This window comes from Streptomyces sp. NPDC048523 (assembly GCF_043199815.1).
Taxonomy (GTDB): Bacteria; Actinomycetota; Actinomycetes; order Streptomycetales; family Streptomycetaceae; genus Streptomyces.
In genome coordinates this window covers 994,477-1,006,320 of the sequence record NZ_JBICWQ010000004.1, presented here as the reverse complement: position 1 = coordinate 1,006,320, position 11,844 = coordinate 994,477, and the positions used below count along the sequence as shown (strand labels likewise).

Sequence of the window (11,844 nt, the reverse complement as noted above, 5' to 3'; positions counted from 1 at the left end):
CCGTGCCGGCCGATCGGCTCAGGGTCGAGCGCCGCTCGCGCCGTCGGGGTGGATGGTGAAGATCTGATCGAGACCGACGATGCGCAGCACGCGCAGGGTGTTCGGCGGTACGGCCGCCAGGGCGACGTCTGCCTGGACGGCCTGTGCGTTGCTGCGCGCGGCGATCAGAGCCGTGATGCCGCTGGAGTCGCAGAACTCCAGTCCGCTCATGTCCAGGACCAGGCACTGACCCGGCCGGAGGGAGAGGCCGTCGAGCACGGCGCGCAGCTCGCCGACGTTGGCGTAGTCGAGTTCACCGAAAAGCTTCAGAACGGGGCCGGTCGCGGCGTCTCGGGTGGTGATGTTCAGCGGGCTCATGGTTCGTTTCTCGTCTGTGGGTCGGAGGCGGGGACACCTATGGCGAGCAGGGCGGTGTCGTCGTCGAGGCCGTCACCGAAGCTGTCCAGGAGTCCGGTCAGGGCCTGGATGAGGGCCTGCGGTGGCTTGCCCGCGTGCGCGGTGACGAAGGCGAGCAGCGCCTCGTCGCCGTAGAGACCGGTGCGGTCCTGGCCGGTGCGGGCTTCGGTGAGGCCGTCCGTGTAGAGCAGAAGCGTGTCGCCGGGGCCGAGAACGGTCCGGGCGTCGGCGAAGCGCGCGGAGGGCAGGATGCCGACGAGAAGGCCGCCGGGGGTGGGCAGGAAGTCGGCTGTGCCGTCCGCGCGGGCGACGATGACCGGTGGGTGACCGCCCGCGGCGAGGTGAACGGCCAGCTGCCCGGTCTCCGGATCGGGTTCGAGGGTGCCGAAGACGGCGGTGCAGTAGCGGGGGTCGCCGCTGCCGGCGTACCGCTCGTGGAGCGCCGTGTTGAGGATGGTCAGGGCGGAGACGGGGTCGGGGTCGTGCAGTGCGGCGGCGCGCAGGGTGTAGCGGGTCAGCGAGGTGAGTGCGGCGGCCTGGGGCCCCTTGCCGCACACATCGCCGAGGAAGAAACCGAAGCGTTTGCCGTCGAGGGGGAAGACGTCGTAGAAGTCGCCACCCAGCCGGTCGGGTGAGGCGGTGTGGTAGTGGGCGGCCGTCTGCACGCCGGGTACCGGGGGCAGGGTGTCCGGGAGCAGCGACTGCTGGAGCACGGCGAGCGCCTCCTGCAGTCGGGCGCGGTCGGCCTCCGCCTGCCGGCGTGCTTCCTCGGCCGCTTCACGGCGGCGCAGGAGTTCGGCCTCGTAGGCGCGGCGGTCCCGGGCGTCGAAGACCGTGGTGCGGATCAGGATGGGCTGCCCGGTGGTGCCGTTCTTGATGACGGACGACGCCAGCACGGGTATCCGGCCGCCGCCGGACTGTTTCATCTCCAGGGCTATGCCGCTGATCTCGCCCTGCATCCGCAGCAGCGGCGCGAAGTGCGTCTCGTGGTACAGCTTGCCGCCGACGGTCAGCAGGTCGGTGAACCGCATCCGGCCCACCACGGCCTCCCGCTCCAGGCCGAGCCAGTCCAGCAGGGTGCCGTTGATCTTGGCGACGGTGCCGTCCATCAGCGTGGAGAGGTACCCGCAGGGGGCGTTCTCGTAGAGGTCCTCGACGCTGTCCTCCAGCAGTGCGGCGAACACCGCGTCCGCGGCGTTGTCGCGGTCGGCGTCCCGTGGGTCCGGTTGCTGGCCGGCGCGGCACATCATCACAGGCTCGCCAGGAAGTCGACGATCGCCCGGTTGGTGGCCTCGGGCGCGGACAGATGCGGGCAGTGCCCGGTGGCGTCGAGCGTGACCAGGGTCGAGTCGGGAAGCGCCTCGTGGACGAAGGCGCCGACCTCACGGGGGGCGATCACGTCCTGGGTGCACTCCAGCACCAGCGTCGGCACGCTCACCTTCTTCAGGTCGTCCCTCGAGTCCGACAGGAACGTGGTCCGGGCGAAGACGCGTGCCATGTCCGGGTCGGTGGCGCAGAAGCTGTTCTTGAGCTCGTCGCCCAGTTCGGGCCGGTCGGCGTTGCCCATGATCAGCGGGGCCATGGCGGCCGACCAGCCGAGGTAGTTCGCTTCCAGGGACGCCAGCAGTTCGTCGATGTCCTCGGCACTGAACCCGCCCCGGTAGCCCTCGTCGTCGATGTACCGCGGGGACGGCGCGACCATCACCAGCGCGCCGATCCGCTCCGGAGCCGAGCCGGCCGCCAGTACGCCGATCATCGCGCTGACCGAGTGGCCCACGAACACCGCGTCGCGCAGGTCGAGGGCTTCGCACACCTCGACCACGTCCCGGGCGTACCCGTCCAGAGAGGCATACCGGTCCGCCGAGAACGCGGACGCGTCCGAGCGGCCCGAACCGACGTAGTCGAACAGCACCACGCGATAGTCGTCGACCAGAGCGGGCACGGTCAGCCGCCACATGTTCTGGTCACAGCCGAAGCCGTGAGCCAGCACGACCGTGGGTCCCTGCGCGTTGCCGGTGACGGTCACATGGTTTCTGCTCACGATGTCCATACCCGGCAGTCTCTCAAGCCCGGTGCGCACCTCGTGACGCCCCCTGTCACGCACGGGCGCCCGCCAGGGCCCGGAGCAGGCGGTTGCGGCCGCCGTTGGGCACCGTCCACAAGGGGTGGCCCCGTACCGCCCATGACTGCAGGATGGCGTTGGCGGCGAGGAAGCCGCTGGTGGCGGCCCGTTCCATCAGGGCGACGGGGAGGTCCGTGCGCACCAGGTCGCCCGCGAGCATCAGGCCGGGCTGCGGGGTGCGTACGCCGGGACGGTCGGTGTATCCGCCGACGGGGAACAGGGGGCAGTCCTGCCGCCACTCGTGCCGTGCGTCGAGGACGCGCGCGTCGCGGGTCTCGGGGTAGACGTTGCCCAGCTGTGCGATCAGGTGCCGGGCCCGCGCGTCGGGGTCGGCGTTCTCGGGCAGCGCGTAGCCGTGGAGTTCGACCACGGAACCGCCGGTGCGGGCGGACCATCGTGCGGCCTCCTGCTCCCAGCGCTCCAGGACGCTGACGTTGTCCAGTGAGCCGTATCCGGCCGTGCCGAGGAATCCGGGCCGGCCGGCGTCGACGGGGCGGTCGAGCCAGAGCCGGGAGACGAGGAAGGGCGGGGCGGTGCGGAGCCGCCCGACGCGTTCACGCCAGGCCGCGTCGGCGAGCCGGGGCGAGCGGCCGACCAGGGAGCGCAGGCCCGCGGTGTCGAGGGCCAGCACGACGGTGTCGTACCGCCTCTCCTCGCGGTCCGTGGCGATGGTGAAGGCGCCGTCCGCGGTGGGCGAGACGTTCTCGACGGCGGTGGACAGGCGCAGGTCGACGCCGTGGTGGCCGAGGTGCTTGGCGAGGGGGTCCCACAGGGCGGTCGGGAAGGGGTCGTCGGGCACGTCGAAGAGAAGGCCTTCGGAGCTGCCGAGGAAGTAGATGTGGAACATCAGGACCATCTCGGCGGCCGAGAGGTCGCGGGGGTCGGCGAAGAAGCTGCGGGAGAAGACCTCGAAGGCCAGGTGGCGTGCGGCCGCCGGGAAGCGCAGGGACGCGAGGAAGTCGTGGGCGCTGACGGCGTCCAGTTCGGTGTAGACGTCGGGGACGCGGACGTCCAGCAGGGGCAGGGCCCGCGCGGGGCTCATGCGCGCCATGTCCCGCCAGCGGAAGGAGGGGCTCAGCGCCACGAAACCCAGTGCGCTCAGTGGCGGGGTGCGCGGCACTCTGCGGAAGCTGTCCCGCAGTCCGTCGCGGTGCCGCAGCGGGTAGTCGGGGAGGCCGGTGAGGCGGCCCCGACGGGAACCAGTACGGCTCAGCAGGCTGCGCAGGTTGTAGTACTGGCGGAAGAAGGCGTGGAAGCCACGGCTCATGGTCGCGGTGGTGCCGTCGTACAGGTGGGTGTTCCAGCCGCCGACGCGGCCGCCGAGGTATGCCTCGCGTTCGTAGAGCGTGACGTCGACGCCGCGTTCGGCGAGCGCCGTGGCGGCGGCGAGCCCTGCGATGCCGCCGCCGACGACGGCGGTGCTGCGCGGCCCGCCGACCCGGGTCGCTCCGGGCGGCGGGGGCAGGAGGACGGCGTGCCGATCCCGCCCGGGGCGGGGACCCGCCGTGGCGGCGGTCACTGTCCGCCCCGGGCATGCGGCGCGGCGCGGCGGGCGACGACGGTGTGGGTGATGCCGGTCTGCCAGCCGGGCAGGGGCAGGGCCCGTACGCGGTCGAACCCCCGGGCTCGCACGCGGTCCGTGAACCGGTCGACGGTGTCGAAGTCGACGACGCTGCGCCACAGGTGGCGATAGAGGTCGCCGTCGCCGAGGGCGGTGGCGACGGGCAGCACGAGGCCGCGGCACACGGCCGTCCAGACGGCCCGGTCGAGCGGGCGGCCGCTGAGGGTGTACTCGTGCACGGCGAGCCGGCCGTGCGGGGCCAGCAGGTCGTGGACGGTGTCCAGCACGGCGTCGGGGTCCGCGACGTTGCGGAAGAGGTAGGCGGCGAACACCGCGTCGAAGGGCCCGGCCACGCCCGCCTCGGCGAGAGCCTCCGCCGGCGCGCACACGAACCTGACCCTGCCGTGCCACGGCTTGGCCGTGGCACGGTCGAGCATCCCGGCGGAGGCGTCCACGCCCGTGATGTCGGCGTCGGGCAGGACGCGGGCGAGTGCGGCGGTGGAGGCGCCGGTGCCGCAGCCGAGGTCCAGCACGCGCAGCCCGGTGCCCCGGTGGGGCAGGCCCAGCCGCCGGGCCGAGCGGCGCAGCTGGGCGTGGTAGCCGGGGTTGGCGGCCACGAGGGTGTCGTACCTGTGCGCCGCATGGTCGAATGCGGCGGCCAGGTCCGCGTCACGCAGCACGGTCACGCTGCCTCCTGGTGCGGGTCGTCGGGGAGTCGGGGGATCGGGCCGCACCGCGGGTCAGGGTCCGGGGAAGGGGCGGCGGGGAAGCCGGGGCACTTGCGCGGCGGCCCGCAGCATGGGCAGGACGGGGGTGCGCAGTCCGATGGCGAGTTCTTCGTGCGGTCGTGTGCCGCCGTCGAGGAAGCGCAGGAGCCGGGTCATGGGGATCTTTGTGAACAGTCGTGCGAAGAAGTCCGCGCCGTCGACGAGGCCGCTGTCGAGGGCGTGCAGCAGGACCGCGTCCATGGCGCGCGAGCGGCGCGAGTGCGGCAGCGGGGGCAGGGGCCGCCGGCCTCGGCGCAGGGCGGCCGCGACGGCCGCGGTCTGGCGCTGCACTCCGGCGAAGGTGTAGCCGGTCGAGGGCCGGGTGGCTCCGCCGGCCGCTCCGATACGGAAGACCGACGCGCCCGTCTGCCGTGCGAACCTGGCGTCGGTCATCGGGATGACGCCGGTCTCGGTGCCGGTCACCTCGAAGTCCCGCAGCCCGAGGACGGTGCCGGTGTAGTGGTCCAGGGCCTTGTCGTACGCGTCCGCGGACAGGACGGCCGGCGAGAACTCCGTGTACTCCACCAGGGCCTGGTCCGGGCGGGTGGGCAGCACGTAGCCGAAGGAGAGCCCTTTCGCGGGCTGGGAGGTGCGCAGGTCCATGAACTCGACGCGGTCCGGGTCGAAGACCGGACGGCCGGTGCGGACGAACCAGCCGTGGAAGTGCTGGAGCAGCGTCGTACGGGCGGCGGGGAGGCTGTCCAGCGGCCGGGAGTCGAACACCCAGCGGGCCTGCACGGATGCCGGACGCCCGGCCGCGGTACGGGCGTCGATGCGTGCACCCTGCGGGAGTCCTTCGACGCTCTCGACCGTGGCCTCGAGGCGCCGGACCTGGCCGCTGCGGGCGAGGTCCTGCTCGATCAGGGACTCGAAGTCGTCCGAGTGGATCATCTTGTACCGCAGGGGGGAGATGTCGTGCTCGATCGGTTCCCCCGTGGGCGGGTGCACGCGCAGGCGCTGCCATGACCTGGTGACCGCGGCGTCGTAGGGTCCGCGGCCGGTCTCCCAGAAGCACCAGGTGCGCCGGGGCGGGCGCAGCGGGCCGGGCGGGGCGTCCACGAGGACGACGGACAGGCGTCGCGCGCCTGGGGCGGGGCGCGAGAGGCGGTGGGCCAGGGACAGGCCCGCGGCTCCCGCTCCGATGATGGCGACGTCCGCCTCGTCCATGGCCGCTCACTCCCTCCGCGCCCTCGCCGTGCCGTGTCGTCGGTGTTCCGGTCGCAGTACCCGTCCGGATGCGGATGCCACCTGTGAAGACGTGGATCGATTCCGCGTCGTCTTCACGCGGCGCACTCGACGAGATCGTCCGTGCGGAGCCGGCCGGCGAGGCGGCGCAGGCCGCGTCGGGCGTGGCTCTTGACCGTGCCCAGCGGCCAGCCGGTGAGTTCGGCGATCTGGGTCTGGGTGAGGTCGTCGTAGAAGGCGAGGTTGAGCACCCGGCGCTGGGGTGCCGGAAGCTGTGACATCTCGTCGGCGAGCAGGACACGGTCGAGGGCGGTCTCCGGCAGCACCGCCTCGTCGTGGGCCCGCAGCACCAACTGGGCGCCCACGGCGGCGACGAGTTCGGTGCGCCGGGTGCGGGCGGCGAGCGCGTCGGCGATCTTCCGGCGGGCGATGCCCGTGAGCCAGCCGGGCAGGGTGCCGCGGTCCGGGGCGAATCCCACGCGGCCCCGCCACGCGGCGAGGAACACCAGCTGGGTGACGTCCTCCGCCTCCCTCGCATCCCCCAGGGAGCGCCTGGCGAGGGCGTGGACGAGCGGACCCCACCGGTGGTGCACGACCGCGAGGCATGCCTCGTCCCCGTTGCGGAACCCCTCCACGAGCTCGCGCTCGTCGATGTCCCCGCCGGTTCGCTGTGCGGTCCTCATCGTCACTCCTCCGCTGGGCCTGGTGGTCGCCTGGAGCGACCGCGGCCCTTCCACCGTGCGGATCCCACGCGGATGGGGCAACTTGCATCGACTTCGCATCGAATCGAGCAGGTGACGGGGAAACGCTCCCCCGTGGGGCCCGGTCGCTTCCATCCCTTCCCGTTCCGCCCCGCATCCGTCTCCGCCATCCGAGGCGAACCGGTCATGACGACGCCAGCTCTGAGCACGAGCATTCGACGAGGGGAAGCGGCATGAGCTCCACCGTGGCAAAGGACCACTGCGCGGACCGGAGTCCGTGCGCACCCCCGACCGCCGAGCAGGTGTCCCCCGCTCCGGCCCACCGGACGGCCGCAGACACGGGCCACGGACGAGGTGATCACCAGCGCGCCTCCCCGCCCGGCACATCCCCCGCGTACGACGACCCGCGCGCCGTGGACGCGGACGTGGCGCACGCCGTGCGCGCGGTTCTGGGTGACCTGCTCGACCATCACCTGGCCGCGGCCGAGGCCGTCGATCCGCTCTTCGGCGCGGACCTGGCCGCGCGGGTCGCCCGTTTCACGCGGAGCGGCGGCAAACTCGGCCGCGCCCAGTTCGTTTGGTGGGCGCTGCGGGCCTGCGGCGGCGGCGAGCCCTGGCAGGCGCACGCCGCGCTGCGGATCGGAGCCGCCCTGGAACTCATCCAGACCTGTGCCCTGATCCATGACGACGTGATGGACGGCGCGCGGCTGCGCCGCGGACAGCCCGCCCTGCACGTCGACGTGGCCGCCCAGTACGCCGGAGCGTGTGCCCCGCGGCGCGGTGCGCGCCTCGGGGAGGCCGCGGCGATCCTCGCCGGTGACCTGGCCCTGGCCTGGGCGGACGACGTGCTGGCGGACACCGAGATGCCGCGCCCCACCGCGCGGCGGGTCCGGGAGCTGTGGAGCGCCCTGCGCACGGAGATGGTGGCCGGGCAGTACCTGGACGTGCAGGGTGAGGCCACCTCGGCGCGTTCCGAGGCCCGGGCGATCCGCGCCGCCTGCCTCAAGAGCGCCCGGTATTCGGTGGAGCGCCCCCTCGCCCTCGGGGCGGCCCTGGCCGATGCCGGCCCCGCCGCCACCCGGGCCCTGTGTTCGGCGGGCCGCCGCGTCGGGCTGGCCTTCCAGCTGCGCGACGACCTCCTCGACGCCTTCGCGGATCCGCACGACACCGGCAAGCCCCGGGGCGGCGACATCCGCAGCGGCAAACCCACCTACCTCGCCGCCGTCGCGCAGGCACGGGCGCAGGCCTCGGGTGACCGACATGCCCAGGACCTGCTGCGCGACACGCTCGGCCGGACGGACGCCTCCGACGCCCAACTCGCCGCCGTACGGCAGGTGTTCATGTCCACGGGCGCGCGCGACACCGTCGAGGACAAGATCCGCGGGCTCGTCGCCCAGGGCCTGCGCCACCTGGACACCGCCGCGCTCGAACCCGGCCCCGCGAGGCGATTGCAGGGGCTCCTGCGCTCCGCGGGCGGCGTGACCGGCACCACGGCCTCCGACGTGGTCCCCCTCCCCCTGGCCCCGGCGACCGGCGAGGGGGCCGGCCGATGACCCGGACCGTGCCCGGGCGCACCGACCATGTGGTGGTCGTCGGCGCCGGTCTGTCCGGGCTGGCGGCCGCCCTGCATCTGCTCGGCGCCGGACGCCGGGTGACCGTGGTGGAACGCGACGCGTCACCCGGTGGGCGTGCCGGCCGGATCGTCCGCGGCGGCTACCACTTCGACACCGGACCCACGGTGCTGACGATGCCTCACCTGGCGGACGAGGCGTTCGCCGCCGTCGGCGACAGCCTGCGCGCCCGGGTCGATCTGGTGCCGCTGCACCCGGCCTACCGGGCCCGGTTCGCCGACGGCAGCACCCTGGACGTGCACACCGGCGCCGAGGCGATGGAGGCGGAGATCGAGCGCTTCGCCGGGGCCGCCGAGGCCGCCGGATACCGGCGGTTGCGTGCCTGGCTGGAGCGGCTGTACCGGGTGCAGATGCGGCGCTTCATCGACGCCGACTTCGACTCGCCCCTGAGCCTGCTCCACCCCGACCTCGCACGCCTGGCCGCGCTCGGCGGGTTCGGGCGTCTGGACGCGCGCATCGGACGCTTCCTGCACGACGAGCGACTGCGGCGCGTCTTCTCCTTCCAGTCCCTGTACGCGGGGGTGGCCCCCGAACGCGCCCTGGCCGCGTACGCCGTCATCGCCTACATGGACACGGTGGCGGGCGTGTGGTTCCCGCGCGGCGGTATGCACGCCCTGCCCCGGGCGATGGCGGACGCCGCCGCGGACGCGGGCGCCGACCTGCGCTTCGGCGAGGCGGTGACCCGTCTGGAACGCTCCGGGGAACGGATCACCGCCGTGGTCACCGACACCGGCCGTATCGCCTGCGACGCCGTCGTCCTCACCCCCGACCTTCCCGTCGCCTACCGGCTGCTGGGCCGCGCCCCCAGACGGCCGGTGGGCCTGCGGTTCTCTCCCTCCGCCCTGATCCTGCACGCCGGCACGGACCGCACCTGGCCCTGGCTGGCCCACCACACCCTCTCCTTCGGGGCGGCATGGCGGCGGACGTTCTCCGAACTGACCGAGACCGGCCGTCTGATGAGCGATCCGTCCCTGCTCATCACGCGTCCGACCGCCACCGATCCGGGCCTGGCCCCGCCGGGACGCCATCTGCACTACATCCTGGCGCCCTGCCCGAACACCGCGCTCGGCCCCGGCCCGGCCGCCTGGGGCGAACTCGGGCCGCGCTACCGCGACAGCCTGCTCGCCGAACTGGAACGACGCGGCCTGGACGGTCTCGCCGCCGCCATCGACGAGGAGTGCCTGGTCACGCCGGCCGACTGGCAGGCCCAGGGCCATGCGGCCGGCTCGCCCTTCTCCGCCGCCCACACCTTCGCGCAGACCGGGCCGTTCAGGCCGCGCAACCTGGTGCGCGGCACGGTCAACGCGGTTCTCGCCGGCTGCGGCACCACCCCCGGCGTCGGCGTCCCGACCGTCCTGCTGTCGGGCAAGCTCGCCGCCGCACGCATCACCGGCGGTCCCCGCCCGGGGCGGCCGCGCCCCGCAGTACGTGAACCCCGCGAACGGAGACCCGTATGACCGTCCGTGAACTCGACGCGGCAGGCGTCACCGATCCGGCACTGCGGCAGGCGTACACCCGCTGCAGGCGGCTCAACGCCCGGCACGGCAAGACGTACTTCCTCGCCACCCGTCTGCTGCCGCCGGCACGCCGGCCGGCCGTGCACGCGCTGTACGGGTTCGCCCGCTGGGCCGACGACATCGTCGACACGCTCGACGGCACGACCACCCCCGCCGAGCGCGCGGAGCGGCTGGCCCGTCTTCAGCACCAGCTGGAGAGGGGGCTGAGCAGGGGCGACAGCGCCGAACCGGTCGTCCGGGCCCTGGCCGACACCGCGCTGCGCTACGACATCGACCACCGCCACTTCACCGACTTCATGACGGCGATGCGCGCCGACCTCGACACCACGGCCTACGCCACCTACGCCGATCTGCGCACCTACACCTACGGTTCGGCGGAGGTGATCGGCCTGCAGATGCTGCCGGTGCTCGGCACGGTCGTCCCGCGCGAGGAGGCGGCACCGCACGCGGCGGCCCTGGGCGTGGCCTTCCAGCTGACCAACTTTTTGCGGGACGTGGGCGAGGACCTCGACCGCGGCCGCGTCTATCTGCCCGCCGACCTGCTGGCCGCCCACGGCGTCGACCGGCATCTGTTGCGCTGGAGCCGGGACACCGGACGGCCCGACCGCCGGATCACCGCCGCCCTGCGGGAGTTCGAGCGGCTGACCCGCGAGCTCTACCGCGCGGCCGCTCCGGGGCTGGCCATGCTCGACCCGGTCTCCCGCCCGTGCATCCGCACCGCGTTCGTGCTGTACGGCGGCATCCTGGACGCGGTCGCCGCGGACGGGTACCGCTCGGTGCGGCGCCGTGCCGTGGTCCCGGGACGCCGCCGTGCCGTCGTGGCCCTCGACGGTCTGGTCCGGGTGGGCGCGGCGCGGCTGCGGCACCGGTCGGCCGGCGGCCGGGCGGCACCCGTGCCGGACACGGCGGCCGGCACTCCCTCACCCTTGCGGAGGATCGCATGACACCGTGGCGACCTGCGGACCGTGCCCGCTTCCCGCTCGCCCTGCGGCGCCGCCCGGTGCGCTGGGAGAAGCAGCAGCCGACGTGGCGGCAGGCCCGGCCCGGCCTGATCGCCGAGGCACTGAAGCGGGCCCAGGCCCGCCCGTCCGGCAACTGGTACGTCGTCGGTGCCGCCCGGGACGTACGCGGGGACCGGCCGCTGTCCGCGACGGTGGCCGGTCAGGAAGTGGTGGTGTGGCGCACCGCCGACGGGCGGCTCGCGGCGGGTCCCGGTGTCTGCCCGCACCTGGGGGCGCCGCTCGCCGACAGCCCGGTGCGCTGCGGGACCCTGGTCTGCCACTGGCACGGACTCGCCCTGGACGGCGGGGCGTTCGCCGGCTGGGAGCCACTGCCCGTGCACGACGACGGAGTGCTGGTCTGGGTGCGCCTGGACCGGGCCGGCGGTGAACCGCCGACACCGGCACCGGTCGTTCCGCCCCGGCCGAAGTTGTCGCGCTCCGTCGCCGCCGTCTACGCCGGAGTGGGGATCTGCGAGCCGGAGGATGTCCTGGCCAATCGGCTGGACCCCTGGCACGGGGCCTGGTTTCACCCGTACTCCTTCGTCGATCTGACCGTGGTCGGCACACCCGGCGCCGAGGGGGCGGGTGAGGACGGGTTCACCGTGGACGTGTCCTTCAAGGTCGCCGGTCGGTTCGTCGTGCCGGTGCGGGCCGTGTTCACCACGCCCGGACCGCGGACGGTCCTCATGCGCATCACCGAGGGCGAGGGCCTGGGTTCCGTGGTCGAGACGCACGTGACCCCGCTCGGCCCGGACGAGCTGGGCCGGCCGCGTACCGCCGTCGTCGAGGCGGTCGTGGCCTCCTCCGCGCGTCCCGGCTTCGCCGTGGCCCGCACCGCGGCCCCTGTCCTGCGCCGCTTGATGACGGCGGGGGCCGGGCGGCTGTGGCGTGACGACCTGGCCTACGCCGAACGTCGCTGGCTGCTGCGCTCCACCGGACGCTTCCCCGGCTGACCGAACCGCC

At 73.8% G+C, this 11,844-nt stretch carries 11 protein-coding genes; 4 read left to right on the top strand and 7 right to left on the bottom strand.

The annotated features are described in order from the left end of the window. Positions 1 to 18: 18 nt before the first annotated feature. The 7 genes from ACGFWE_RS25360 to ACGFWE_RS25330 all read right to left on the bottom strand — a co-directional run bounded on the left by ACGFWE_RS25360 (position 19) and on the right by ACGFWE_RS25330 (position 6,714). On the bottom strand, positions 19 to 357 hold the full coding sequence (locus tag ACGFWE_RS25360) for an STAS domain-containing protein (protein ID WP_352389716.1): 339 nt from the start codon (positions 355 to 357) through the stop codon (positions 19 to 21). Further along, entirely contained in the window at positions 354 to 1,643 is a 1,290-nt protein-coding gene (locus ACGFWE_RS25355) for a PP2C family protein-serine/threonine phosphatase (protein WP_393601902.1), read from the bottom strand. The genes ACGFWE_RS25360 and ACGFWE_RS25355 overlap by 4 nt, the downstream gene beginning before the upstream one ends. A gap of 2 nt (positions 1,644 to 1,645) precedes the next feature. Beyond that, positions 1,646 to 2,446, bottom strand: a complete 801-nt coding sequence (locus ACGFWE_RS25350; RefSeq protein WP_352389717.1) for an alpha/beta hydrolase — start codon at positions 2,444 to 2,446, stop codon at positions 1,646 to 1,648. A 46-nt stretch (positions 2,447 to 2,492) separates the two neighbouring features. Next, positions 2,493 to 4,037, bottom strand: coding sequence for an FAD-dependent oxidoreductase (locus ACGFWE_RS25345; protein ID WP_393601900.1), 1,545 nt, complete (start codon positions 4,035 to 4,037; stop codon positions 2,493 to 2,495). Further along, positions 4,034 to 4,765: a methyltransferase domain-containing protein gene (locus ACGFWE_RS25340; protein WP_393601898.1), complete on the bottom strand. Its 732-nt coding sequence runs from the start codon at positions 4,763 to 4,765 to the stop codon at positions 4,034 to 4,036. The genes ACGFWE_RS25345 and ACGFWE_RS25340 overlap by 4 nt, the downstream gene beginning before the upstream one ends. A gap of 54 nt (positions 4,766 to 4,819) precedes the next feature. Further along, positions 4,820 to 6,013, bottom strand: a complete 1,194-nt coding sequence (locus tag ACGFWE_RS25335; RefSeq protein WP_352389720.1) for a lycopene cyclase family protein — start codon at positions 6,011 to 6,013, stop codon at positions 4,820 to 4,822. A 113-nt stretch (positions 6,014 to 6,126) separates the two neighbouring features. Next, positions 6,127 to 6,714: an RNA polymerase sigma factor gene (locus ACGFWE_RS25330; RefSeq protein WP_393601896.1), complete on the bottom strand. Its 588-nt coding sequence runs from the start codon at positions 6,712 to 6,714 to the stop codon at positions 6,127 to 6,129. Between the two features lie 251 nt (positions 6,715 to 6,965). Between ACGFWE_RS25330 and ACGFWE_RS25325 the strand changes: the two genes are divergently transcribed. Genes ACGFWE_RS25325 through ACGFWE_RS25310 form a run of 4 tightly spaced genes read left to right on the top strand, consistent with a single transcriptional unit; the run spans position 6,966 to position 11,834 of the window. Further along, complete coding sequence (locus ACGFWE_RS25325) at positions 6,966 to 8,285, top strand: polyprenyl synthetase family protein (RefSeq protein ID WP_393601894.1); 1,320 nt, start codon at positions 6,966 to 6,968, stop codon at positions 8,283 to 8,285. Beyond that, positions 8,282 to 9,820, top strand: coding sequence for a phytoene desaturase family protein (gene crtI, locus ACGFWE_RS25320; RefSeq protein ID WP_393601892.1), 1,539 nt, complete (start codon positions 8,282 to 8,284; stop codon positions 9,818 to 9,820). Before ACGFWE_RS25325 ends, crtI begins: the two co-directional genes overlap by 4 nt. Beyond that, on the top strand, positions 9,817 to 10,824 hold the full coding sequence (locus ACGFWE_RS25315) for a phytoene/squalene synthase family protein (protein WP_393601890.1): 1,008 nt from the start codon (positions 9,817 to 9,819) through the stop codon (positions 10,822 to 10,824). Before crtI ends, ACGFWE_RS25315 begins: the two co-directional genes overlap by 4 nt. Continuing rightward, a complete protein-coding gene (locus tag ACGFWE_RS25310; RefSeq protein WP_393601888.1) occupies positions 10,821 to 11,834 on the top strand; it encodes a DUF5914 domain-containing protein in 1,014 nt (337 codons plus the stop codon). The genes ACGFWE_RS25315 and ACGFWE_RS25310 overlap by 4 nt, the downstream gene beginning before the upstream one ends. Positions 11,835 to 11,844: the final 10 nt, after the last annotated feature.

Excerpts from the sequence above, each read along its gene's own strand:
- ACGFWE_RS25360 (WP_352389716.1), bottom strand. The coding sequence starts at position 357 with ATGAGCCCGCTGAACATCACCACCCGAGACGCCGCGACCGGCCCCGTT.
- ACGFWE_RS25355 (WP_393601902.1), bottom strand. The coding sequence starts at position 1,643 with ATGTGCCGCGCCGGCCAGCAACCGGACCCACGGGACGCCGACCGCGAC.
- ACGFWE_RS25350 (WP_352389717.1), bottom strand. The coding sequence starts at position 2,446 with ATGGACATCGTGAGCAGAAACCATGTGACCGTCACCGGCAACGCGCAG.
- ACGFWE_RS25335 (WP_352389720.1), bottom strand. The coding sequence starts at position 6,013 with ATGGACGAGGCGGACGTCGCCATCATCGGAGCGGGAGCCGCGGGCCTG.
- ACGFWE_RS25330 (WP_393601896.1), bottom strand. The coding sequence starts at position 6,714 with ATGAGGACCGCACAGCGAACCGGCGGGGACATCGACGAGCGCGAGCTC.
- ACGFWE_RS25325 (WP_393601894.1), top strand. The coding sequence starts at position 6,966 with ATGAGCTCCACCGTGGCAAAGGACCACTGCGCGGACCGGAGTCCGTGC.
- crtI (WP_393601892.1), top strand. The coding sequence starts at position 8,282 with ATGACCCGGACCGTGCCCGGGCGCACCGACCATGTGGTGGTCGTCGGC.
- ACGFWE_RS25315 (WP_393601890.1), top strand. The coding sequence starts at position 9,817 with ATGACCGTCCGTGAACTCGACGCGGCAGGCGTCACCGATCCGGCACTG.
- ACGFWE_RS25310 (WP_393601888.1), top strand. The coding sequence starts at position 10,821 with ATGACACCGTGGCGACCTGCGGACCGTGCCCGCTTCCCGCTCGCCCTG.